The 23,630-nt window shown below is 60.9% G+C and carries 25 protein-coding genes; 9 read left to right on the top strand and 16 right to left on the bottom strand.

The features are described 5' to 3' along the window. Nucleotides 1–5: 5 nt before the first annotated feature. On the top strand, nt 6–692 hold the full coding sequence (locus ACR0IR_RS02140) for a hypothetical protein (RefSeq protein ID WP_170364602.1): 687 nt from the start codon (nt 6–8) through the stop codon (nt 690–692). 3 nt (nt 693–695) lie between these two features. On the opposite strand, the gene ACR0IR_RS02135 is transcribed toward ACR0IR_RS02140, so the two are convergent. Then, nucleotides 696–1,100: a c-type cytochrome gene (locus ACR0IR_RS02135; RefSeq protein ID WP_170340833.1), complete on the bottom strand. Its 405-nt coding sequence runs from the start codon at nt 1,098–1,100 to the stop codon at nt 696–698. 95 nt (nt 1,101–1,195) lie between these two features. Here ACR0IR_RS02135 and ACR0IR_RS02130 point away from each other — a divergent pair, with 95 nt between their 5' ends. Beyond that, nucleotides 1,196–1,633: a DMT family transporter gene (locus ACR0IR_RS02130; RefSeq protein WP_170340233.1), complete on the top strand. Its 438-nt coding sequence runs from the start codon at nt 1,196–1,198 to the stop codon at nt 1,631–1,633. Here ACR0IR_RS02130 and ACR0IR_RS02125 read toward each other — a convergent pair. Both ACR0IR_RS02125 and ACR0IR_RS02120 read right to left on the bottom strand, forming a co-directional pair. After that, the gene (locus ACR0IR_RS02125) at nt 1,617–2,303 is read right to left on the bottom strand and encodes an ABC transporter ATP-binding protein (protein ID WP_170340830.1); all 687 of its coding nucleotides are present in this window, start codon (nt 2,301–2,303) and stop codon (nt 1,617–1,619) included. The two genes, ACR0IR_RS02130 and ACR0IR_RS02125, sit on opposite strands and share 17 nt — an antisense overlap. Continuing rightward, on the bottom strand, nt 2,296–3,582 hold the full coding sequence (locus tag ACR0IR_RS02120; protein WP_170364609.1) for a lipoprotein-releasing ABC transporter permease subunit: 1,287 nt from the start codon (nt 3,580–3,582) through the stop codon (nt 2,296–2,298). The genes ACR0IR_RS02125 and ACR0IR_RS02120 overlap by 8 nt, the downstream gene beginning before the upstream one ends. A gap of 367 nt (nt 3,583–3,949) precedes the next feature. On the opposite strand from ACR0IR_RS02120, the gene ACR0IR_RS02115 reads away from it, so the two are divergent. Further along, nucleotides 3,950–4,315 (top strand): hypothetical protein, encoded by a 366-nt coding sequence (locus ACR0IR_RS02115; RefSeq protein WP_170364611.1) that lies wholly within the window; start codon nt 3,950–3,952, stop codon nt 4,313–4,315. A gap of 50 nt (nt 4,316–4,365) precedes the next feature. On the opposite strand, the gene ACR0IR_RS02110 is transcribed toward ACR0IR_RS02115, so the two are convergent. Genes ACR0IR_RS02110 through proS form a run of 3 tightly spaced genes read right to left on the bottom strand, consistent with a single transcriptional unit; the run spans nt 4,366 to nt 7,537 of the window. Next, nucleotides 4,366–5,280 carry an O-fucosyltransferase family protein gene (locus tag ACR0IR_RS02110; RefSeq protein ID WP_170364613.1) on the bottom strand — a complete coding sequence of 305 codons (915 nt, stop codon included), beginning with the start codon at nt 5,278–5,280 and terminating at the stop codon, nt 4,366–4,368. A gap of 24 nt (nt 5,281–5,304) precedes the next feature. Next, entirely contained in the window at nt 5,305–6,213 is a 909-nt protein-coding gene (locus ACR0IR_RS02105; protein WP_170364615.1) for a glycosyltransferase family 2 protein, read from the bottom strand. Continuing rightward, the gene (gene proS / locus ACR0IR_RS02100) at nt 6,197–7,537 is read right to left on the bottom strand and encodes a proline--tRNA ligase (protein ID WP_170340821.1); all 1,341 of its coding nucleotides are present in this window, start codon (nt 7,535–7,537) and stop codon (nt 6,197–6,199) included. The genes ACR0IR_RS02105 and proS overlap by 17 nt, the downstream gene beginning before the upstream one ends. A gap of 165 nt (nt 7,538–7,702) precedes the next feature. On the opposite strand from proS, the gene ACR0IR_RS02095 reads away from it, so the two are divergent. The 5 genes from ACR0IR_RS02095 to ACR0IR_RS02075 all read left to right on the top strand — a co-directional run bounded on the left by ACR0IR_RS02095 (nt 7,703) and on the right by ACR0IR_RS02075 (nt 13,483). Then, nucleotides 7,703–9,067, top strand: a complete 1,365-nt coding sequence (locus ACR0IR_RS02095; RefSeq protein ID WP_170364617.1) for an FAD-dependent oxidoreductase — start codon at nt 7,703–7,705, stop codon at nt 9,065–9,067. After that, nucleotides 9,067–10,041 carry an isopenicillin N synthase family dioxygenase gene (locus ACR0IR_RS02090; protein ID WP_170364618.1) on the top strand — a complete coding sequence of 325 codons (975 nt, stop codon included), beginning with the start codon at nt 9,067–9,069 and terminating at the stop codon, nt 10,039–10,041. Before ACR0IR_RS02095 ends, ACR0IR_RS02090 begins: the two co-directional genes overlap by 1 nt. Nucleotides 10,042–10,128: 87 nt before the next feature. Then, nucleotides 10,129–11,202 carry an AI-2E family transporter gene (locus ACR0IR_RS02085; protein WP_170340814.1) on the top strand — a complete coding sequence of 358 codons (1,074 nt, stop codon included), beginning with the start codon at nt 10,129–10,131 and terminating at the stop codon, nt 11,200–11,202. Then, the gene (locus ACR0IR_RS02080) at nt 11,203–11,892 is read left to right on the top strand and encodes an HdaA/DnaA family protein (protein ID WP_170364620.1); all 690 of its coding nucleotides are present in this window, start codon (nt 11,203–11,205) and stop codon (nt 11,890–11,892) included. Nucleotides 11,893–11,941: 49 nt separating this feature from the next. Continuing rightward, nucleotides 11,942–13,483: a Ppx/GppA family phosphatase gene (locus ACR0IR_RS02075; protein ID WP_170364623.1), complete on the top strand. Its 1,542-nt coding sequence runs from the start codon at nt 11,942–11,944 to the stop codon at nt 13,481–13,483. Between the two features lie 9 nt (nt 13,484–13,492). Here ACR0IR_RS02075 and ACR0IR_RS02070 read toward each other — a convergent pair whose 3' ends face one another. The 6 genes from ACR0IR_RS02070 to scpA all read right to left on the bottom strand — a co-directional run bounded on the left by ACR0IR_RS02070 (nt 13,493) and on the right by scpA (nt 19,058). Then, a complete protein-coding gene (locus tag ACR0IR_RS02070; protein WP_437342614.1) occupies nt 13,493–13,852 on the bottom strand; it encodes a hypothetical protein in 360 nt (119 codons plus the stop codon). 51 nt (nt 13,853–13,903) lie between these two features. Further along, nucleotides 13,904–14,917, bottom strand: a complete 1,014-nt coding sequence (locus tag ACR0IR_RS02065) for an endonuclease/exonuclease/phosphatase family protein (protein WP_170364626.1) — start codon at nt 14,915–14,917, stop codon at nt 13,904–13,906. Between the two features lie 4 nt (nt 14,918–14,921). Further along, nucleotides 14,922–15,602, bottom strand: coding sequence for a molecular chaperone DjiA (locus ACR0IR_RS02060; RefSeq protein WP_170340209.1), 681 nt, complete (start codon nt 15,600–15,602; stop codon nt 14,922–14,924). A gap of 45 nt (nt 15,603–15,647) precedes the next feature. After that, a complete protein-coding gene (locus ACR0IR_RS02055) occupies nt 15,648–16,136 on the bottom strand; it encodes a GNAT family N-acetyltransferase (protein WP_170364628.1) in 489 nt (162 codons plus the stop codon). Then, nucleotides 16,133–16,735, bottom strand: coding sequence for a VOC family protein (locus ACR0IR_RS02050; RefSeq protein ID WP_170364631.1), 603 nt, complete (start codon nt 16,733–16,735; stop codon nt 16,133–16,135). The genes ACR0IR_RS02055 and ACR0IR_RS02050 overlap by 4 nt, the downstream gene beginning before the upstream one ends. A 157-nt stretch (nt 16,736–16,892) precedes the next feature. After that, nucleotides 16,893–19,058 (bottom strand): methylmalonyl-CoA mutase, encoded by a 2,166-nt coding sequence (gene scpA, locus ACR0IR_RS02045; RefSeq protein ID WP_367647688.1) that lies wholly within the window; start codon nt 19,056–19,058, stop codon nt 16,893–16,895. A 144-nt stretch (nt 19,059–19,202) separates the two neighbouring features. On the opposite strand from scpA, the gene ACR0IR_RS02040 reads away from it, so the two are divergent. Continuing rightward, on the top strand, nt 19,203–19,649 hold the full coding sequence (locus ACR0IR_RS02040) for a DUF4174 domain-containing protein (RefSeq protein ID WP_170340796.1): 447 nt from the start codon (nt 19,203–19,205) through the stop codon (nt 19,647–19,649). 115 nt (nt 19,650–19,764) lie between these two features. Here the strand turns inward: ACR0IR_RS02040 and ACR0IR_RS02035 are convergent, their stop codons facing one another. From ACR0IR_RS02035 to ACR0IR_RS02020, 4 genes are all read right to left on the bottom strand, one after another. Next, a complete protein-coding gene (locus ACR0IR_RS02035) occupies nt 19,765–21,810 on the bottom strand; it encodes an acetyl-CoA carboxylase biotin carboxylase subunit (protein ID WP_170340795.1) in 2,046 nt (681 codons plus the stop codon). 117 nt (nt 21,811–21,927) lie between these two features. Further along, nucleotides 21,928–22,131, bottom strand: a complete 204-nt coding sequence (locus tag ACR0IR_RS02030) for a hypothetical protein (protein ID WP_093964781.1) — start codon at nt 22,129–22,131, stop codon at nt 21,928–21,930. 485 nt (nt 22,132–22,616) lie between these two features. After that, on the bottom strand, nt 22,617–22,970 hold the full coding sequence (locus ACR0IR_RS02025; protein ID WP_170340793.1) for a hypothetical protein: 354 nt from the start codon (nt 22,968–22,970) through the stop codon (nt 22,617–22,619). Nucleotides 22,971–23,097: 127 nt separating this feature from the next. Further along, complete coding sequence (locus ACR0IR_RS02020) at nt 23,098–23,583, bottom strand: DUF6497 family protein (RefSeq protein ID WP_170364635.1); 486 nt, start codon at nt 23,581–23,583, stop codon at nt 23,098–23,100. Nucleotides 23,584–23,630 lie beyond the last annotated feature (47 nt).

Here is a 23,630-nt window from a genome sequence, read left to right as displayed (position 1 = left end):
TGGTCATGGTCCGGTTGGTTTCGATCCTGCTCTTTCTTGCTCTGTTGTCCTGCGGTCGTCCTCTGACCGAGAACGAGCGCGCCTTTGCAAGCAAGGTTCAAGGTGAAACGCTGGATCTTGACCGGGTTCGGCTGGTCGAGGGCGCGCCGGTCGCCTCCATCACCTACGAACGAAAAGCCAGACCGAGGCTGGCTTGCCGCGAGCGTATCCTGCCGCCGGTCAAGGACGAGATCGTAACCGGAAAACCGGCAGCGATCGCGCTGTTCAACCGGGTATACTTCACCAAGGACTGGTATCTTGACGACTACATGGCGCGGTACCCCGACCAGATGAACCTTGTGGCCGCCATGATCTTTGCCCATGAACTAACCCATGTCTGGCAATGGCAGAACAGGAAAACCACCGGCTATCACCCGTTGCGGGCGGCTGCCGAACATGGTGGCCGCAAGGATCCTTACCTGTTCGATCTGGATAACTCGGCCGATTTTCTGGACTACGGGTTTGAACAGCAGGGCGCCATCGTCGAGGAATATGTCTGCTGCCGCGCATTGGATCCGGACGCCCCGCGGACCCAGCGTTTGCATGACATGCTGGCCAAGCATTTCGACCCGGAAAAACTGCCGGGTGCCCGGCGAGAAAGCGACGTGGTTATCCCTTGGAGCGGTGCCAAGGTGGAAGGCATCTGCCGCTGAGGTTCACATGCCTTGCAAGGTCTTTAGATACGCGACCAGATCGGCAATCGGCTTGCTTGTCAGGATCGGCTGGCCGGCATCTGTCTTGATGGCGGTGTCCTGTCCTTCGAAATATGGCCCGTAGACCGGCATCGGACTGCCATGGCTGACCAGAGGATCACGGCCGTCTATCCGCTGCACCACACGCGCGGTCGGAAATTTTCCGCCCGCGTCCCCAAGCGTCTTCAGATTGGTCGGTTGGATCAACAGCACGCCGGCCATTGGTCCATGTCCAGTCGCATCCAGTCCATGACAGGTGGCGCAGTGGTGCAGGTAAAGCTGCTCCCCAGCTTCGGCATCCTGGGCTGCAGCACCTGTGGCGGCAATCGCACCCGCCATGGCCAATGCCGTAAACGTCAACAGTTTCATTGCGTTCCTCCGTTCTAACGCCAAAAGCAGGGTTGCCCGAACCGTCACGACCCGCAATGATCCAGATCAACGAAATCGGCTAAGGGGTCCGGGCCATGACACATTATGCAGCCATCATGCTCGCCGCCGGGATCGGAGTTCCGATTCTCGCCGCGCTGAATGCGGCGCTCGGAAAACTGATCGGCTCGCCCACCACCGCTGCGGTCATCCTGTTTGCCGTGGCGTTTGGATCTTCGGCGCTGGTGATGCTGCTGTTCCCCGGAACACAAGCTTTGGCAAAGGTTGCGCAGACCCCGAAACATCTGCTGTTGGGTGGGGTTCTGATTGCCTTCTACGTGCTATCCATTACCCACGTCGCACCGCATTTCGGCGTCGGCAACGCGGTGTTCTTCGTGCTGTTGGGGCAGTTGATCAGCACCGCGGCCATCGACCATTTCGGCCTTTTCGGCGCGCAGGTCACACCGCTGACCCTGATGCGCGCCGGCGGGATCGCGGTGATGGCCGTAGGCGTCGCGATCACTCAGCTGGCCTGAGCACACCCCCATCCAGCCGCAGCATCCGGTCCATCCGCGCCGCCAGGTCAAGGTTGTGCGTGGCAATCAACGCCGACAGGCCGGACTCGCGCACCAGATCCATCAGCGCGGCAAAGACCTGATCCGAGGTACCCGGGTCCAGATTCCCTGTTGGCTCGTCCGCCAGCAGTACACGCGGTTCATTGGCTAGGGCCCGGCAGAAGGCCACCCGCTGCTGCTCGCCCCCCGACAAAGCTGCCGGGCGGTGGTCGGCACGTTCGGCGACGCCGACACGTCCCAGCAGATCCATCGCGCGGGCCTTGGCCGCCCTGTCGGACACCCCGTTGGCCAATTGCGGAAGCACGACATTTTCCAGCGCGGTGAATTCCGGCAGCAGGTGATGAAACTGATAGACAAAACCCACATCCCGCCGACGCATCGCGGTGCGGGTGCGGTCGCCCTTGCCGGTCGCGTCCTGACCGCCGATTTCGACCGTCCCGGAATCCGGTGTATCCAGCAGACCGGCGATATGCAGAAGGGTCGACTTGCCCGCCCCCGAGGGCGCCACAAGAGCTACCGCCTCGCCCGCGCGCAGCTCCAGATCGGCGCCGCGCAGCACCTGCACCTCGGCGGGCGTGCCTTTCAGATAGGTCTTGGTCAGGCCGGTCAGACGCAAGGTGACATCATTCATATCGCAGCGCCTCGACCGGGTTCAGCCGTGCCGCACGGCGGGCCGGGAAATAGGTGACGAAGAAGGACAGACCCAGCGACAGCCCAACCGCCTTGAGCACGTCCGACAGGTGCAGCTCGGCCGGCAAGGCATAGATGCCGCGGATCGCCGGATCCCAGACGCCGCCGCCCATCACGTAGTTCACGAAAGAGAAGATCGGATCGATATAGAGCGCGAACAGGCAGCCCAGGATGACGCCCATCGCGGTGCCTATGATCCCGGTGAAGGCGCCACAGATGAAGAACACCCGCAGCACCGAACCCTCGCTCAGCCCGATAGTGCGCAGGATGCCGATGTCGCGGCCCTTGTTTTTGACCAGCATGATCAGGCCTGACACGATGTTCATCGCCGCGATCAGCACGAGGATCGACAGGATGATGAACATCACGTTGTCCTCGACCTCGAGCGCGCGCAGAAAACCGCCTGAGGCATCCTGCCATGTCCAGATCTGCGAGCGTTCTCCCGCCGCCTCAAGGATAGGGATCAGGATGGGGTTCAGGTCCTCGGGGCGATCGACCATCACTTCGATCTCGTCGGCGACGCCCTCGCGGTTGAAAAAGCTCTGCGCCTCGGAAAACGGCATGTAGACGCGGGTGCGGTCGATGTCATAGCGCCCGGCCGAAAACACGTAGACGACTTCATAGGCATTCACGCGGGGCGAGGTGCCGAAGGCGGTCTTGACCCCGTTGGGCGAGGTCAGCTTGACCCGATCCCCCACCGTTGCACCGATGGCGCGGGCCACGCCCGAGCCGATGGCGATCCCCTCCTCGAACCGGGACAGGTCGCCGTAGGCCTGGTCGCTTTCGGCAATACCGGGCAGGCTGTAGAGGTCGTCGGGGCGGATACCGAACACCTCGACCCCGCTGCTGCGGTCGCGGTTGGTGATCAGGACCTGCCCCTTGACCAGCGGCGCGGCGCGTTGAACGCCCGGCACCCGCGCGATGCGCTCGGCCATGGCGTCGAAATCAACTATGGTGCGATCAACCTGCCCTTGCGCGTCCAGTTCGCCGGCCGAGTAGACTGTTACATGAGCGTTGGCCCCAAGAATGGTGCCCACGAATTCGGACCGGAACCCTGACCGGACCGCCAGCGTGGCGATCAGCGCGAACACGGCCAGCGTGATCCCGATCAACGAGATCCACGTCATCACGCTTACACCGCCTTCGGTGCGCCGGGCGCGCAGATAGCGCCAGGCGATCTTCCATTCGAAGGCGGCAAAGGGAGGGGGTGTTCTGGCCATTCCTGCTCCGGCAAATAAGATCGGGTGACCCTTGTCCCGAACGCATTTTCGGTCAAATCACCTACCCCAATTGATGAAACAGCTTCAAGCCAAAAGCGCCAAAATGGAGTGCGATAAAGCACGCACCCAATCAAAAAAACTCGTCAGGCGTGCAATACACAGGAACAGACGTGAAGACCAAATTCCTCACAATACGCGTGAGTTTGTTTCCAATATATCAACAAATCAAGAATATGAACTCCAACTGAGTTCGTTTTGCAACTAAAGTGGAGAAATATAGTTTCAAGTTTTGCTTATTTCGTGAAACTTTGTCACACTATCGGTTCGGGGGGGGGACACGTTAACCAGTATTAGAGCGGGGTCGCTCATGAGTTTTCAGAAGGAACTATTTAGTCCTGGTAAAGCCGGGATCAAAAACAAATCAACTGAGCTTGATAGCGAAAGCGCAGCGTTGCTACGGGCATCCATCAGACCGCTTTTCACAAACGCCTTAGACTGGGGCGCATTGTCTGGCATCCTTCGGGAAAAGGGATACAGCCTTGCGTTTCGGGATGGACGTCTGTGCCTGATCGATCAGGCGACAGGTGGCCGGGTGTGCGGGCTGAAATTTCTGGGATTTGAACTGCGCGAACTGGTGCGGCGAATGGGTCGCCCGATGGTGATCGCCCGCGGTGATAACGCGGATGGCGACTTGATCATCTCCAGCCCTGATCCCAAGCTGCGGGAAAGCTAGACATACGAGGCCGACAAGTCGAGTAACGCAATCCGACCATTGTCCTGCCCTCAGGTTCGGTTTGTCCTTTGGTGTTGCCACGCATTTCTGCGAAAGAACTTTCTTATCTTGTATTTGCTGCGCGACTTTGCGCGTTCGCTCATGAACTCTTCACCCGCATCTTCGGCTATGACATCAGTCAGTAATACTTCTGCGTTCCAAGGATCATACTCTATCAACCTCCTTTCTTTGAGAGAGGGCCGGTAGAACGATGTTGCGACCGCGTTAAACATGGTCGCGGCGAAGGACATGGACGAGTTGGATATGGCCACATGCGGAGCAACGCACAAAGCCATGAAATCTGTAACAAATTCCGGAGACGGAAGCGGGTGTGGGGCATCTTTTGCAGAAACCGTTCTGAAGGCATCAAAACCTCCCAACACTTCATCTAGTTCGTCACTGGCAACATAAACCGTAAGTTCGCCGACCCTTTTCTGCAGAGTAGCAAGCCAAGCCGTGTACCATTCGGAAGGCGCACGAAAGAAAATTCCAGTCCCGTAATCGCCCCGCCGCATATGTACCGCGACAACGGTTCCTGGCAATTCCGAAAACCAGCCCTGTAGTCGTTTTACAAAATCTGAATAGGGAGGTTTGAACGAAAACTCTCCACACAATCGATCCCGTTGCGGGGAGTAGAAACTCGTTGGATACTGAAAATATCCAGACACATCTACGCCATCCAACGGGCCAGTCGCATTCCGAATGGGGCAATGCTGCGGGTCTTTAATATCCTCAACCAACTTCCGATCCTGTTCGGGCAGACTGTTGCGGCCCGGCTGAATCTTGAAAATGGCGTCTCCGTCCCAAGGCGGATTTGCAAACTCCAGACCATATTTGGCGGCATGGAAAGACAGGAACATGTATTGGAAAATCTGATTCCCAAATCGCCCGTTGCCACCGATTTCCGCGTTAGTGATCAATTTCACACCACCTTACCCAGAGGACTCTCTTTATTTCGACGCCTTGCTTTTTCGCCAGAATTGCCATGCCCGACGGCGCGCCTTCCTAAGGCTTTGTCCAAGAGCCGGCCTGAGGGCTTCGGGGAATTCGTCGATTGCTTGTAATGTCCGGCATAAGCTGAGGGGCATGTTTCCCTGATAGTACCAACTCAGGCAATCCGCGACTGTGTAGTTCCTCGACAGTGATTCAAAACCATTTATGAAAGTGTACCACGCCATAGCGTAATCTCGCGCAACGCGCGCATCGTCTGCTGACGCCCCGCGCGATGAATACTCCGAGATCGGCATTTCTAGATCAATCCCCTTAGCGCCGCCGGCAAACATACGAAGCACCAGATCATAATCCGATGCGACCGCGAAACCCAGATCATGCCCGCGGAGCCTATTAAACAAGTCGCTTCGGATGAAGACAGAGTTGTGTGAAAAAGGCATCCGCTGAAGAACTGAATTCGGATCGGGACGGCGGTCTTTTTTGATCTGGCCGTCTGAGCCGCGCTCGACTGTCGAGCCGTAGGCAAAGTCCGGTCCTCTTCTCACCAGAACGTCTGCCGCCCGGTTCAGAACATCATCCGCTGCCAACGAGTCGTCGGAATTGAGGAACAGCACGTATTCGCCGCGTGCGGCTTTGACGCCGCGATTCATCGCGTCGTACAGGCCTTGGTCCGGTTCACTGATCAGCCGCGTGCGCGGCGCGTCTGCGATCAAATCCTGAATGAATTCGACCGTCCCGTCCGTCGATGCTCCGTCCTGAATGATGTGCTCGGAACGGTCGCAATTCTGCCGCGCCATGCATTCGATAACGCGGCGAAATGTGTCCTGACGCCCTTGGGACAGCAGGTTCCAAGTTGCCGTGATCACCGAGATCAGCGGCGCGTCACCGGTTTCAGACGGAGCGCTCATAGATCTCGGCAATGCGGGTTACGGCGGCCTCGGGGCTCAGCTCTTCGCTTTCGCCGGTGCGGCGGCTGGTCAGTTCGACCACCCCGTTCTTCAACCCGCGCGGGCCGACGGTGATACGCCAGGGCAGGCCGATCAGGTCCATCGTGGCAAACTTGCCCCCTGCCCGCTCGTTGCGGTCGTCATAGAGCGGCTCGAGCCCCAGCGCGGTCAGCGCCTTGTAGATCTTGTCGCAGGCCGCGTCGGCCTCGTCATCGCCTTGCTTCAGGTTGACGATGCCGCAGTGGAACGGGGTCACGCCCTCGGGCCAGATGATGCCCTTGTCGTCGTGGCTGGCCTCGATAATCGCACCGATCAGGCGGCTGACGCCGATGCCGTGGCTGCCCATGTGCACCGGAACCTGCTTGCCGTCGGGGCCTTGCACCGTGGCGCCCATCGGCTCGGAATACTTGGTGCCGAAATAGAAGATCTGCCCCACCTCGATGCCACGTGCGCTGCGGCGGCGTTCCTCGGGTACCTGTTGGAACAGGGCCTCGTCGTGGGTCTCATCCGTTCGGGCGTAGAGCGAGGTGAACTCCTCCATGATCGCCTGGCACTGGGCCTTGTCGTCATAGTCGATGTCGCGCTCGCCCAGACGGATATCAGTAACCGCGCTGTCATAGAACACCTCGGATTCGCCGGTATCGGCCAACACCAGGAATTCATGCGTGTCGTCACCGCCGATCGGGCCGCTGTCCGCGCGCATCGGGATCGCTTGCAGACCCATACGTTCATAGGTGCGCAGATAGCTGACCAGGTGGCGGTTGTAGGCGTGCAGCGCGTCCTCTTTCGTCAGGTCGAAATTGTAGCCGTCCTTCATGTAGAATTCGCGGCCGCGCATCACGCCGAAACGGGGGCGGATCTCGTCGCGGAACTTCCACTGGATCTGGTACAGGGTCAGCGGCAGGTCTTTGTAGCTGCTGACATGGCCGCGGAAAATGTCGGTGACCAGTTCCTCGGCGGTGGGGGTATAGAGCATATCGCGGCCATGGCGGTCCTGCATACGCAGCATTTCCTGACCGTAATCATCATATCGCCCGGATTCGCGCCACAGATCGGCGGATTGCAGGATCGGCATCTGGATCGGAATGTGCCCGGCGCGGATCTGCTCCTCGTGCACGATGTTTTCCAGCTTGCGCAGCACCTTGAAACCCAGCGGCAGCCACGAATAGATCCCGGCGGCAGCCTGCTTGATCATCCCGGCGCGCAGCATCAGCCGGTGGCTGACGATCTGGGCCTCGGATGGGTTTTCCTTGAGTACGGGCAGAAAGTAACGGCTGAGGCGCATGTTTTTACCTTGCAGGTGAGAATTCCACGGCCACGTGATTATGCGAAAGCCCCGCCGGGGGCAATCGGGCAATGGCGGATTTGCGACCTCAGGTCAGTCGGAATTTTGATTGACCCGCCAATCAGGTCTCGAAACAGTGGGAAGACTTCTGAAGACGAGGCCCCAATGCAGACCATCCGCGAACCCGCCCGAGACATCCCCGTGGTGCACAAGACTGACGTACTGGTGGTGGGCTCTGGCCCGGCAGGGCTGGCCGCGGCGCTTGCGGCCGCGCGCGCCGGAGCCGAGGTCGCTCTGCTGGACCGTTTCGGCTGCATGGGCGGCAATATCACTGCCGTCGGTGTCGAGGGCTTTGCCTGGTACCGGCACGACAAGACCATCGAGGCTGGCGGCATCGGATGGGAGTTCGAGCAACGCGCCAAAGAAATGGGTGCGGCAGTCCCGGAAAGCCAATCGCTGAGCTACGAGTTGGACAGCGAGGGTTTCAAGCTGGTGGCCGACCGGTTGGTGGAAGAGGCCGGTGTCCGCCCAATGCTGCATCGCCAGTTCGTGGCCCCGATCATGGACGGCGACCGGATCACTGGTGTGATCACCGAGTCGAAGGCGGGGCGCGAGGCTATCCTTGCCCGCATCGTGATCGACGCCACCGGCGATGCCGACGTGGCCCACCGTACCGGCGCCCCGACCCGCAAGACCGAGCCGGAACAGATGATGGCGGCCTCGGTCATGTTCCACCTGGCCGGGGTCGACAAGCGCGCCTTCATGGAGGGCATAAAGGCCGACCCGCAGACCTACAAAGACTGGGGCGGCGGCGGTGAATGGAACATCGAGACCAGCGGCAAAGAGGACGACATGTTTTCGCCCTTCGTCTACAAGCCGTTCCAGCAGGCTATCGACCAAGGCCTCATTCCGGCGCATCTGAACACCATCGCGGGCACCTGGGGTGCAATGCATGACACGGGCGAGCTGACCTATATGAACCTGATCCACCTGGCCGGGATCGACGGGACGGACCCGGACAGCCTGACCAGGGGCGAGGTCGAGGGCCGCCGCCAGACCATGCTGGCGATTGACGCTCTGCGCCGGTTCATGCCCGGATGCGAAAACGCACGGCTGCGCAACTTCGGCATGACCATCGGAATCCGTGACACCCGCAAGATCGACGCGGTCTACAACATGACCGAGGACGACGTGCGCCATCAGGGCCGATTCGAGGACACGATCGGCATCTACCCCGAGTTCATCGACGGTTACGGCATCCTGATCCTGCCCACCACCGGGCGCTACATGCAGGTGCCCTACCGCTCGATGCTGCCCAAGGGGGTGCGCGGGCTGCTGGTGGCTGGCCGGTCTCACGGGGCCGACCGCGTCGCCCACGCGGCGACACGCAACATGGCCTGCTGCGCGGTGATGGGCCAAGGGGCCGGCATCGCGGCCGCCATCGCATTGAAAAGCAATCAGGAGCTGTCCGAATTGAACCTGACCCCGGTTCATTCCGAATTGGCCAGACAAGGCGTGAGGATCCACTGATGGAACGCATCCCGACGATCGACATTGCGCCTTTGTTGAAGGAGGCCCACCCTGACTACGGAAAAACCGTCCAGCAGGTTATGGATGCGTGCACCGGGATAGGTTTCCTTTCGATCACCGGTACCGGCATCCCGCCAGAGCTGGTCGAAAGGGTCCGGGCTTGCGTTCGTGCAATCTTCGACGTGGAAGAAGCCAGCAAATGGCAGCAGGCGATCACCCGCGAGAACTATCGCGGATATATCCCGATGGGGTTCTTCACGCCCAATGACGGGTCGGGACATGCGGACAAGTATGAGGGCTACAAGCTGCACCACGAAGTGGCCGAGGATGCGCCCATCCGCCGGGATTGCGCGCTGTACGGACCCAACCTCTGGCCCGCAGAGGTACCGGATGCGCAGGGCATCATCCTTGAATATTGGGCGCTATTGGATCAGGTGGCCGACAGCTTGCTGGGCGCGTTGGAGGCCGGGCTGGAACTGCCTGCGGGCAGCCTGCGGAATGCGTTCCGCGACCCGTTGACCAACATGACTTTGCTGCACTACCCGCCGCAGGCCCCGGAAGAGGGCGGCTATGGCATCCACCCCCACAAGGACACTGACGCGTTGACCATCATCGCCCCCGACCCGGTGGGTGGGCTGGAGGTCCAGACGCGGGGCGGCGGCTGGATCACTCCCGACTGCCCAACCGGTGGGTTTGTCGTCAACATCGGGGACATGCTCGAGCTCTGGTCCGGCGGGCGCCTGAAATCGACCCCGCACCGCGTGGTCAACCAATCGGGAAAGGAGCGCTACTCCTTTCCCTATTTCGCGGTACCGCGGCACGACGTGGTGGTTTCTCCGCTGCCGCCGCCGCTGCCGGGATTTGACCGCCCGTCCGTGCATTGCGGTCACTGGTCCGCCGAGATCTGGCGTACCAACTGGTCCGACGAGACCGCCGGCGAAGACACGCCGGAACTGGGCACTCTGCACGACTGAGACACAAAAATACTGATCCATGAACCGCTTGCATCGCGGGCCTTCATCAGCCAAGAACAGGGGCAACGACGCAGTCAGGAGGCCGCGATGGCGTTGCCGGTTCGGGATCAATTCAGATATTGGGGCATCGCCGCTGCGATATTCATATTGCTGTTGTGGCTTCTGGGCGACGTTCTGCTGCCATTCGTGATCGGCGGCGCAGTGGCCTATTTCCTGGATCCCGTAGCCGACCGGCTGGAGAACATGGGGCTTTCCCGTGCAGCTGCGACGGCGATCATTACCGTCTTCAGCATTCTTGCCTTTGCTTTGATGATCCTGATGGTGGTTCCGGCCCTGATCACTCAGCTGATCGATCTGGTGGACGTACTGCCCAGCCTGTTCCAGGAATTGCGAGCCTTCGTCGAGCGGCAATTCCCGTCGCTGCTGGACCGGGAATCGAACACCCACCAGTTCCTTCTATCAATGGGCGATACGCTGAAGGGCAAAACAGGCGACATCCTCGAAACGGTCATGGCCTCGGTCGGGTCAGCGGTGAACATCGTGGTCCTTCTGGTGATTGTTCCCGTCGTGGCCGTCTACCTTTTGCTGGACTGGGACCGGATGATCGCCCGGATCAACGATCTGCTGCCCCGGGACCATGCGCCGACGATCCGCAAACTGGCGGCCGATATTGACGCTGTTCTTGCCTCGTTCGTGCGCGGCATGGGTACGGTTTGCCTTATCCTGGGCACCTACTACGCCGTTGCCTTGATGATCGTCGGCCTACAATTCGGCCTGGTGGTCGGTTTCATCGCCGGGTTGGTCACCTTCATTCCCTATCTGGGCGCATTGATCGGCGGTACGCTGGCCATTGGCTTGGCGCTATTCCAATTCTGGGGTGACTGGGCCTCGATCGGTCTGGTGGCAGGGATATTCGCCATCGGCCAAGTCGTCGAAGGCAATTTCCTGACGCCCAAACTGGTTGGTGACTCGGTCGGGCTGCACCCGGTCTGGTTGCTTCTGGCCTTGTCCGTTTTTGGCGCGCTATTCGGGTTTGTCGGCATGCTGATCGCCGTTCCAGTCGCTGCGGCCTTGGGCGTGCTTGCACGTTTCGGAACTTCGCAATATCTGACAAGCCGCCTGTACACGGGGCGTGACGAGCTGGATCCGGAAAGCGAGTGAATGGCCAAACAGCTGAGCTTTGATCTTCCGGCGATGACGGCGCTGGGGCGCGAGGATTTTTTCGTATCTCCCGCGAATGCGCTGGCCGTCGCAATGATCTCGGCCAATTCTTGGCCGGGCAACAAGCTGGTCCTGAGCGGCCCGGCCGGATCGGGCAAAACCCATCTTGCGCATGTCTGGGCCGCCGAGACAGGCGGGCGTATCGTGCAGGCCGCGGATCTGAAACACGAAGATGTTCCCGCACTTGCGCAAAGTCCCGTGGCGGTCGAGGACATCCCGATGATCGCCGGGGATATAGACCAGCAGAAAACCCTGTTTCACCTCCACAATCTGGTTCTGGCCGAGGGGCATGCCCTGCTGATGACCGGGCGCCTTGCCCCCAAATACTGGGAACTGCCGCTGGCCGACCTGCAAAGCCGGGTGGAAGGTGCCCATCATGTGGCGCTTGATCCGCCCGATGATGCCTTGCTGTGCGCGGTTCTGGCGAAACTGTTCGTCGACCGACAGCTGAACCCGGGGCCGGACGTCATCGCCTACCTCGTCAAGCACATGGATCGCCGGTTTGAAACCGCAGCCGACGTGGTGGCGCAACTGGATCAGGTCGCTTTGGCAGAAAAGCGCGAGATCACACGGACCTTGGCCGTGCGCGTACTGAACAACGAAATCGACACGGCGGTTTCCGGTGATTGACCCGTGGGGTCCGATTTCGCATCCTGCGCGAGGCAACGTTGGGGAGATCATGGAACAGAGCGCTGCAAGGATCCCGGACTGGGGACCATTCGGAAGACCGCTGTTCGACCATCCGGGAATCCGCGATCTCTCGCGCGTTGGCGTGGTCGATGTCGGATCGAACTCGGTCCGGATGGTTATCTTTGACGGCGCGGCCCGGTCACCCGCTTATTTCTACAACGAAAAAGTCATGTGCGAGCTTGGCGCCGGGCTGTCGGAAACCGGCAGGCTGAACCCGCGCGGTCGCGTACGTGCGCTGGCGGCGCTGCGGCGCTTTGAACACCTGTCCCGCGATCTTGGCCTGCCCGGACTGCACGTTGTGGCCACCGCCGCCGTGCGCGAGGCGGAAGACGGTCCGGAGTTCTGTCAGGAGGTTCTGGCCGAGACAGGGCTGCATATCTCGGTCATCGACGGCGAGGAAGAGGCCCGATTGTCGGCACAGGGCGTCCTACTGGGCTGGCCGGGCGCCTACGGCCTGATCTGCGACATCGGCGGTTCGTCCATGGAGCTGGCAGAGATCGGCGGCGGATCGGTGGGACGGTGCGTGTCCTCGTCGCTGGGGCCGCTCAAACTCCGGGATATCAAAGGCGGACGCCGCGCCCGCAAGGCCCACATCAAGGAAACACTCGAGGCGCTTCGTGACCAGATGGGGCCGCAGCGCGACCGACTGTTCCTGGTCGGCGGAAGCTGGCGAGCCTTTGCAAGGTTGGACATGCTGCGCCGCGGATATCCGCTGAACGTGCTGCACGAATACCGCATGACCACCAAGCAGGTGCGGGAAACGATCAAGTTCATCGAAAAGGGCGACCACGAACACCTGCGCTCTCAGGCCGGGGTCTCAAGCTCGCGGATGGCCCTGATTCCGTATGCCATGGACGTGCTGTCGCGGCTGATCCGCACCTTCAAACCCAAAGACATCGCAATTTCCAGCTATGGTATCCGCGAGGGCCTGCTGTATGAGCAGATGCCGCAGATTCTGCGGGATTGCGACCCTTTGATCGAGGCCTGCCGGTTCTCGGAGCAAAAGGACGCTCGGCTGCCCGGTTTCGGGCCGCATCTTTATGATTTCGTGATGCCGCTGTTCCGGTCCGCCCCTCCGGCCCGAGTTCGGCTGATCAAGGCGGCCTGCCTGTTGCACGATGTCAGCTGGCGCGCCCACCCCGATTATCGGGCCGAGGTCTGCTTCGACAATGTGACTCGCGCCAACCTGGGCGGCCTGAAACACTCGGAACGTGTCTTCATCGGACTTGCCCTGCAGCATCGTTACCGGAACAAGCGAGAGGGCAACCGGTTCGCCCCTCTGTACGAACTGCTGGACGAGCGCGACCAGAAGCAGGCCGAGATTCTGGGAAAGGCCATGCGTTTCGGCGCAATGCTCTGGATGCAGAACGACGCGGCAACTGGCAAGCTGCGGTTCTACCCCAAGAAGCGCGAACTGGAGTTTTATCTGCCCAAGTCGCTCAGCCCCTTGTTCAACGAAGTGGCCGAGGCAAGATTCGAGTCACTGGCGAACGCGCTGAAATCGCGCCCGATCGTCAAAATGCAGGGCTGATCCGGACGATCAGATATCGGTTGCGCCTTCGTCGTCCTCTTCGGGAGTAACCTCATCGGGTTGGTCGGGAACGTCCGGTTTCCTTCGGATGATAATGTCGCCATTTTGCAGCATTTCGGGCGCCTCATAGGCGCTCCAATCCTTGACCTTGCCACCGATCTCGGCAAGGGCCGGGCCCATCTCCTCGATAAAGGACTGCATGGCCGGGCCGAATTGCTCGGCAAGCCCCAGAAGATCCTCAAGCGCGGGCTCCATTTCCTTTCGCAGGCCCTCGAAGAACAGCTCGGCCCCCTGCTCCATCAGGGACTTACCGCCTTCGTCCTGGGCCGCGGCCGGCGCGGCAAAAAGGGCCGTGGCACCTATCAGCATCAATCGTTTCATGACCTGAAATATAAGGGGCGGGAACAGTTGTTGAAAGGGTCAGATGTCGATGTCCAACGTCACCGGAAAATGATCTGAGGCCGTGACCAAGGCATCGCGCAACTCTGGCACCGTCCAGCAGTGTTCGTCCCGGAACGGGTGCCAGATGCGCCAGACCGGATTGCGGACCCTCAGATCCTCGCTGATCATGATGTAGTCCAACAAAGCCTCAAGATATTGGCCTTCCTTCGGGCGGGCAAAGCGCGCGGTCGATGGGATCCAGCCCGGCCGAGGTCGAAGCGCCTGTGCGGGATGCGGATCGTACAGGCCGGTTTCCAGAAGGATTTCCACCGATGACCGCCCGAAAAGATGTTCGAATTCATCCAATCCCGGCCCGTCATTCAAATCGCCCAGCAAGATCACCGGTTCAGCAGCGGCTATGTGCGCGCGCACCCGACGCGACAGCCACACAGCCTGCGCCAACTGCTTGCGGCGGTTGGCGATAGAGATGCGCAAGGCTTCGTCGCGCGATTGGGCACCGTGCGGTGCCTTGGACTTCAGATGTGCACCGATCAACCGGAACTCGAACCCGGCCCGGGTTCGGACCGCCAGTTCCATGGGTGGTTTTGAAAACCGCACCAGATCCTCGGTCGCGTCAATGTCCAGATCGATCCGAAACTCGCGGTCAAAGCGTGGGAGATCGTCGGGATCGTGGCCGCCATCTTGCACTCCTTTCGGGTCGTGCCGGGCGGTCAGGGCCTCGGGATCATACAAGAGGGCCAGTTCTTGATGCGTATCGTTGGCGAAACCCATGATCGCATTGGATGTACGCAGATCGAACGTCTCGGCGAAATGCTGCAAGGCGCGCACCGTGTTTTGCGATTTGCCCGTATTCGGCGCCTCGACGATCAGCATGGCGTCGGCGTCGACGGCCGTCAGCACCGTCGCAATGGCCTCGATCTGCTGTGCCTTGGTGACATTGTGCCGGCCCGACCAGCTGTCATCGACAACCAGTTCATCATTACGGTCGAACAAATTGGCGAACCATTCGATATTGTAGGTCGCCAGACGCATCGTCTCAGACCCGCGCGCCGTTGATTTCATCCCAGGCGCGGTTGATGTCGATCATCTTTTTCTCGGCAAGGCGAATTGCTTCTTCGGGAACACCACGGGCCATCATCGCATCGGGATGTGTGTCACGCACAAGCCTGCGCCAGATTTTTCGGATCTCGGGGAGCGGTGTGTCAGGGGTCACGCCCAGAACGGTGTAGGGATCCTTGGGCGCATCTGGAACGAAGCGCGCACGCAGGGCTTTGAACTGTGCATCGGTCTGGCCGAAAATCCGCGCCACATCCTCCAGAAACTCGTTTTCGTTAGGGTGATAGAACCCGTCCGCCATGGCGATGTGAAACAGCCCCTCCATGAGGTCGCACAGGGTAGTGCTGTCTTCGGCGAACATGCGCGCGATCTTGCGTGCGTATTCCTGATACCCGGCCACATCCGTCCGGGCCATGTTGAACACGCGCGCCGCGCCGGCCTCTTCCTCCGGCGGAATGCGAAACACCTCGCGAAACGCGGTCACCTCGTCGCGGGTCACCTGCCCGTCCGCCTTGGCCATCTTTGCGCCCAAGGCGATCACAGCAATCGCGAAGGCCACCGAACGTTCGGGCGGCGTGCGTAGCTTCTCAAAAACGGCCGTCAGGCTTTCACCTTTGGCAAGCGCGCTCAGCGCCTCGGATATGCGGGACCAGATCGACATGAGCGCACACTAGCGCGCCGAGTACGGACTGTCAGGTGCGACCATTCATTCCGGGGCCAGAATTTTCTGCATCAGCACAAGATCCAGCCAACGCCCCCATTTATGACCAACTTCCGGCATTCGGCCGACCGTCTCAAAACCGACCGCCGCATGAAAGGAAATCGCACCCGGGTTCTCAGCCGAGATTCCAGCGACCAGAACATGCACGCCTTGCGATCGCGCCACCTCCTCCAAGGTTCGGATCAGCGCGCGACCCGCGCCCCGCCCCCGACCTTCAGGAGCCAGCAGGATGGTGTGTTCCCGGCTGTGCGCATATCCGGGACCCGAGCGAAAACGGCCATAAGTCGCAAATCCCACGACACGGCCGTCAAGTTCGGCAACTTGGAACGCCAGCCCTCGCTCGTCGATATCCCGCGCGATTTCTTCGGGGCTTCGCTCGGTTGTGGTAAACGTGATCAGCGTCTCGCGGATGATCGAATTGGTGATCTCTGCAATTTCAGCCGCATCCCGGGGCAAAGCCGGGCGAATGATCATTCCAGCACCCGCGGTCCGTGCGGCGTTTCAAATTCAGCCCGCAAAGCGGCAGGCCCGGAATCGAAAACTACCCTGTCTAGCGGACCGAGCAATTGCGCCAAATCCAGCGCGTCCGGGTGAAAGACCACCAGCCGCCGCAGGTGGCAGCCACTGGCCCGCAGCATGCCAGCCGGATGCAGGTCACCTTGCCATTGAATCAAGGCGGGAAACAGGTTGTCGAACGGCAAACGCCCCGATCCAGGCACCGCCATCATCCACCGCAAGGCACCACGATCAAGGTCATGGATATCGCCAATGTCGATTGAGAATCCATCGACATAGGCCTGCAGATCCGAAACCTGACAGACCCAGTTGCTGAGCCTCGGCGGCCCCGAGAAACGATCAAGATCAAACCAACGTGGCCGCCCAGGATCGGCAGCGTCCGGGTCAATCGCGATCGCTTCAAGATACAGGCCCTCGTCCAGCCCAAGAAGCTTGTTGTAGGTGCCGAATTTTCCATGTTTGCCACCGGGCAACATCGGAACACCCAAGGCCTGCTCTACATGCGCGACCGCCTCGTCCAAAGTCGACGCGGCCACCGCCAGATGATCAAGCTCCATAATTGCGCCTCCAGCGTCCAAAACCGACCTCATGCCATCGGATACCATGAAAAGCCTGACTTGGGCACTTCGTCTGACACCAAACATCCCAGCGGGTGAATGCCCGAGGCCGCAGGCATCGCGAAAAAGGGGGCAGAAAGCCCCCCAAAGTCACAGTTCAGGCGCGCGCCTCGCGTATCAGGCGCAGAATGTCTTGTGCCGCCTCAGGGATGTTGGTCCCCGGCCCGAAGATCGCCTTGACCCCGTGATCATACAGGAACTGATAGTCCTGCTGGGGGATGACGCCACCGCAAATCACGATGATATCTTCGGCGCCGGCCTTTTTCAGCTCTTCCACCAGTTGCGGCGCCAGCGTCTTGTGACCCGCCGCCTGGCTGGAAATGCCAACCACATGCACATCATTGTCGATCGCGTCCTGAGCGGCCTCGGCCGGGGTCTGGAACAGCGGACCGACGTCCACGTCGAAACCGATATCGGCGAACGCGGTGGCGATCACCTTTGCCCCGCGGTCGTGACCATCCTGGCCCATCTTGACCACCAGAAGACGCGGGCGGCGGCCCTCTTCCTCGGCAAATTCCTCAATCGATTTCTGGATGGCGGCAAAGCCCTCGTCACCTTCGTAAGCTGCGCCATAGACACCAGCCAGCGTTTTCACTTCGGCCCGATGACGGCCGAATTCTTTTTCCATTGCCATGCTGATCTCTCCTACGGTTGCGCGGGCACGCGCGGCCTCGACGGCGGCTTCCAGCAGGTTGCCCCCCTCTTTCGCGCGCCGGGTCAGTTCGTCCAGCGCGGCCTGACAGGCGGCCTCGTCCCGGGTCGCGCGGATGCGTTCCAGCCGGGCGATCTGCGCCTCGCGAACGGCCTGGTTGTCGACCTCAAGGATCTCGATCGGGTCTTCCTTTTCCTTGCGGTATTTGTTGACGCCGACGATTACTTCTTCGCCACGGTCGATCATGGCCTGACGGCGCGCGGCGCTTTCCTCGATCCGCAGCTTGGGCATGCCGCTGGCAACCGCCTTGGTCATGCCGCCCATTTCCTCGACCTCTTCCATCAGGGCCCAGGCTTTTTCGACCAGTTCATTGGTCAGGCTTTCCACATAGTAGGAGCCGGCCAATGGATCGACCACATCGGTAACGCCGGTTTCTTCCTGCAACACCAACTGTGTATTCCGCGCAATACGGGCCGAGAAATCGGTGGGCAAAGCGATCGCTTCGTCCAGCGCGTTGGTATGCAGCGACTGCGTGCCACCCAACACCGCGCTCATCGCCTCATATGCGGTGCGGATCACGTTGTTGTAGGGGTCCTGCTCCTGCAGCGAAACGCCAGAGGTCTGGCAATGGGTGCGCAGCATCTTCGAGCGGTCCGACTTGGCCCCGAATTCGGTCATCACCCGGTGCCACAGCGTACGCGCGGCGCGCAGCTTGGCGATCTCCATGAAAAAGTTCATGCCGATGGCAAAGAAGAAGGACAGACGGCCAGCGAACTTGTCCACGTCCATTCCCGCGTTGATGGCTGCGCGCACATATTCGCGCCCGTCGGCCAGAGTATAGGCCAGTTCCTGCACTAGGTTCGCCCCGGCCTCCTGCATGTGGTAGCCCGAGATCGAGATCGAGTTGAACTTGGGCATCTCGTTCGAGGTGTATTCGATAATGTCCGAGATGATCCGCATCGAGGGCTCGGGCGGGTAGATATAGGTGTTGCGGACCATGAACTCTTTCAGAATGTCGTTCTGAATGGTGCCCGCCAGGACCGACTTGTCATGGCCCTGCTCTTCGCCGGTGACGATGAAATTGGCCAGGATCGGGATCACCGCGCCGTTCATCGTCATCGAGACCGAGACCTGATCCAGCGGAATGCCGTCGAACAGGATCTTCATGTCCTCGACGCTGTCGATGGCAACACCGGCCTTGCCCACATCGCCCACCACGCGCGGGTGGTCGCTGTCATAGCCGCGGTGCGTGGCCAAATCGAAGGCGACCGAAACGCCCTGCTGACCGGCCGCGAGGTTGCGGCGGTAAAAGGCATTCGATTCTTCGGCCGTGGAAAAACCTGCATATTGGCGGATGGTCCACGGGCGGCCCGCATACATGGTTGCCTTCACACCGCGTGTGAACGGCCCGAAGCCTGGCAGCGACCCGATATGCGGCAGGTTCTCGATGTCGTCCTGCGTATACAGCGGCTTGACCTCGATCCCCTCCAGCGTCGTCTTGGTGAGGTCTTCGACAGGGCGCCCACGCAACTCTTTTTCGGCCAGGGCGCGCCAATCCTTCGTATCGGTCATAGCGTAATCCTCTTGTCTGTTCCCGTCGCGGGCCCGAATGGCGCGCCGAGGGGCTGGGTATGAATAGGGAAGGGCTGACCCGGCGCACGGCAGGTCCGATCATTCAAATTTTTGATCGTCGCACGCATTTCGCCGGTCGCATTCGCGGCAACTGGGTCTATATTCAAAGGAACAGGAGACCACATGACCCGCACGCTTGCCCTTGTTTTGTCAGCTTTTTTGCCTGTGGCTGCCGTCGCCGCCGACGGTGCGGCCCCGGATGAAACCGCGTATATCCGGCCAGCCGGAGACAGCGATCTGAACGAGTTTCTGTGGACACACCGCCCCATAGTGGTGTTCGCCGATACGCCGGCCGATCCCCGGTTCCAGCAGCAGATCGACATGTTGCTGGAGGGCGAAGACATGATGCGTGACCGGGATGTCATCGTGCTGACCGACACCGACCCTTCGGCGCGATCCCCGATCCGGACGCAACTGCGCCCGCGCGGGTTCGCGATGGTCTTCGTCGACAAGGACGGTGTGGTGAAGCTGCGCAAGCCCACGCCGTGGAGCGTGCGCGAGATCAGCCGGTCCATCGACAAGACCCCCCTGCGCGAACGCGAAGTCCGCGAGCGGCGCGAGGGGCGCTGACGACCCAAACCCGCCCGGCGCAAGGGGTCTGCCACGCCCGCCCCATCCGCACCGACGGTGCAGATGGCGGCAAAACGGGCGAAACCCACATTTTCCGGGCAAGCGCACATGGGCGTTATTCGAACTCCATGATCACGTCATCGACGGCGAGGCTGTCGCCCGGACCGGCGTTGATCTTGGAGACCACACCCCGGCGCTCGGCGCGCAGGATGTTCTCCATCTTCATCGCCTCGACCGTGCACAGCGCCTGACCTTCCTGCACCTCTTGCCCGACCTCGACATCGATCTTCACGATCAGACCCGGCATCGGGCACAGCAGCATCTTCGAGGTGTCTGGCGGCAGTTTCTCGGGCATCAGCTTGGCCAGTTCGGCTGCGCGCGGCCGGCGCACATGCACCTTCAGGTCCGCCCCCCGGTTGCGGATGCGGAACCCGCCCGAGATCTTGCCGACCTTCAGCACAAGCGGGCTGCCGTCCACGTCCAGAACCGCCAGCTGGTCACCGGGCGTCCAGTCCGAGCTGACGCGCAGGGCGGCGCCGTCCTCGAACTTGACCGTGGCACCGTCGCGGTCCGCATTCACCTGCACTGCGTATTCCTGCCCCTGCAGCGTGACCACCCAACGCTTGCCGACCTTGCGTTCGTGGTTGTCCATCCGGCCCGAAACGCGAGTGCGGCGGATCTCGGCCACCCGGTGCATCGCCGCGCACGAGGCCGCGATTCGGCGCAGGTCGCCTTCGGGCAGTTCGACACCGTTGAACCCATCGGGGTATTCTTCGGCGATGAAGGCGGTGGTCATGTCACCACTGACGAATTTGGGGTGATCCATCACCGCCGACAGGAACGGCAGGTTGTGGCCGATTCCTTCGACCTCGAAACTGTCCAGCGCCACGCGCATCGCCTCGATCGCCTGCTCGCGGGTCGGCGCCCAGGTGCACAGCTTGGCGATCATCGGGTCATAGTACATGCTGATCTCGCCGCCCTCATAGACGCCGGTATCGTTGCGCACGGCTGTCTCGCCACTGGGCGCATCGCCCTGCCATTTGCCGTTTTCCAGCAGCGGCCCCGCGGCCACCTCTTGCGGCGGACGATAGCGGGTCAGCCGCCCGATCGAGGGCAGGAAGTTGCGATAAGGATCCTCGGCATACAGCCGGTTCTCGATCGCCCAGCCGGTCAGCTTGACGTCATCCTGGGTGATCGACAGCGGCTCGCCTGCAGCGACGCGGATCATCTGTTCGACCAGATCGACACCGGTAATCAGCTCGGTCACCGGGTGTTCCACCTGCAGGCGGGTGTTCATTTCCAGGAAGTAGAAATTCTTGTCGCCATCCACGATGAATTCCACCGTGCCCGCGCTGGCGTACCCCACGGCCTTGGCCAGCGCCACGGCCTGCTCGCCCATCGCGCGGCGGGTCGCCTCGTCCAGGAAGGGCGACGGGGCCTCTTCGACCACTTTCTGGTTGCGGCGCTGGATCGAGCATTCCCGCTCGCCCAGATAGATGCCGTTGCCATGCGTGTCGCACAGAACCTGAATCTCGATGTGGCGCGGTTGCGTCACGAATTTCTCGATGAAGATCCGGTCATCGCCGAAGGAATTCGCCGCCTCGTTCTTCGAGCTTTGAAAACCCTCGCGCGCCTCTTCGTCGTTCCAGGCGATGCGCATACCCTTGCCGCCGCCGCCAGCGCTGGCCTTGATCATCACCGGATAGCCGATCTGCTGGCTGATCTTCACCGCCTCGTCCGCATCCTCGATCAGGCCCATGTATCCGGGAACGGTGCTGACATCGGCCTCCTGCGCGATCTTCTTCGAGGTGATCTTGTCGCCCATGGCCTCGATCGCCCCTTTCGGGGGTCCCACGAACACGACGCCTTCGGCCTCGAGCGCTTCGGCGAATTTCGCGTTTTCCGACAAGAAGCCATAGCCCGGATGCACCGCCTGCGCGCCCGTCTGGCGGATGGCGTCCATCACCTTGTCGATCACGATGTAGGACTGGTTCGCCGGCGGGGGGCCGATGTGAACCGCCTCGTCGGCCATTTCCACATGCAACGCGTGCTTGTCGGCATCCGAGTAGATGGCGACAGTGCCGATTCCCATTTTCCGAGCGGTCTTAATGACCCGACAGGCAATCTCGCCTCGGTTGGCGATCAGGATCTTGTTGAACATGGAACGTCCTCTGTCTTTGTGTTCTGGACAAACGAAAACGCCGCTGCCGGGCTGATGCCCCGCAACGGCGTTCCGTCAAATGATGGCCGGGACGGCGCGCGCCCCGGAAAACCGGTATCAGTTACAGTTGTTTTGCGTCTTGCAATACAGCACGTTGCCGGCCGCACCGACCGCAGCCCCAAGGATCGGGTCCGCGCTGAGAACCGCAGCCCCGACAGCCCCGACACCGCCGCCGAGCAGCGCCTGTTCCCCGGTTGAATCACCGCAGGCTGCCAACCCGCCGCAGGTTGCGAGCGCAAGGAAAACTCGTGAGATTCGCATGTATACTGCCCCTTTTGGTTTCTTGTCGAATTGAACAGCAAATGCCTGAATCGGGCTTTGTTATTCAATATCAAACGGGGTGAAACAGGGCTTTGCGCAGGTTTTTGCCGCCCTGGCTCCGCAGTTCGGGCAAAGAAAAGCGCGGGCAGGTCTGTGTTGGAAACACGGTCCTGCCCGCGGAAGGAAGGGGTACGGAATAGTAGGTGCATGTGCGGCGCAGGCAAAGTCGAGCCGCACGGCCCGTTCACCTTGCACAGCAAAAATGCGGCCGCCAACGGATCAATTGCAACGCCGGAAATTCCGGCTGGAAATTGCCCATTCCCAGAAACGGCGCGCAGGTTCGTGCCGAAAGAGCCCGGTTTGCAACGGGTTCCGGCACAGACTTCCGCCATCACTGGGCGCCGACTGGACCGCATATCCGGTCGCCGCCGGATCGCGCTCCAAGCAGATGAACCCATGATATTTGGCTGAAGGCTCATGCCGAACTATGCCTCCCCACCGAAGATATCGGGGAAGGATTGCCGCGCGGTCTCAAAGTCGATCTTCAGCAACGCATCATAGCTGGCCGGATCGAACGGATCCTCGGCAGGCACGACCTCGCGCCCAAACAGCCAGCTGAGGCGGCCAGCGTCCAGATTTCCGCGTTCAAACGGCTGATCTCCGAAATGCTCCCACAAAGCTTCGAGGAATGCCGTATCGGCACGCTTGTCCGCGGCTTTTCGGTCCCGATAGCGTTCACGACGGGTCAATGGCGTCACGCCCTTGGGGTTTGCCCGGCGGATCGTGAACTGGAAATCGGTTCCCGGCAGCCGTCCGGGGAAACCACGGTGCTTCAACATGCCGGCACCTCGTTCAAAAAACCGGTCCGCGACGGGCACCCGCGCAGGGATGAATGTGTCATGCGTATCTCCAAAGCCGCATCAGTTTCTCGGAATGCTCCGACGACATGAGATCGGGAAATCATGTTCAGAGTCCCTCCCAGATACATGCGGATTGCTCCAACCGGTAGGCTTCAAAATACTGCGTCGCATCCGGAGACGAGTTGCCGAATTCCACCGGGCGGTCGGACAGCGAGATCACGACCCGCGCCGGGCTGAGTTGATGGTGCGCGACATAAGGAATGGCCAGTGTCTGACACAGATGCTCCATGTCGGTCGCGGCCACGTCATAGCCGATACCGCCCACCTCATCGCCAATCTTGGGCGCGACAAATCGAAACCGCAGCCAGAGTTCGCCCGGGTTGGTATCGACCAGAACGTCCTCAAGTGTCACCGGCTGGCCGGATGGAACCGGCAACAGGTTCCCGTCCTGCGCGAAACCGGGCGATCCAAAACACATGAATGCCAGAACAAGAGCGCGACCCCGGACCCGCCACAGGCAGGCTCCTCCTTCCGGGGTCGCAGGCGCCAGGATCATCTCCTGCGCTGTTCCGTATCTGGTGGCTGGGATCATGAAACGGTTTTGTGTCAGCGGTCAATCAGGAACATTCGTGGATCGAA

The sequence above is a fragment of the Ruegeria sp. CF2 genome, from assembly GCF_056537385.1.
The sequence above is the reverse complement of the archived record's forward strand: the minus strand, read 5'-3'. Positions and strand labels throughout refer to the sequence as shown.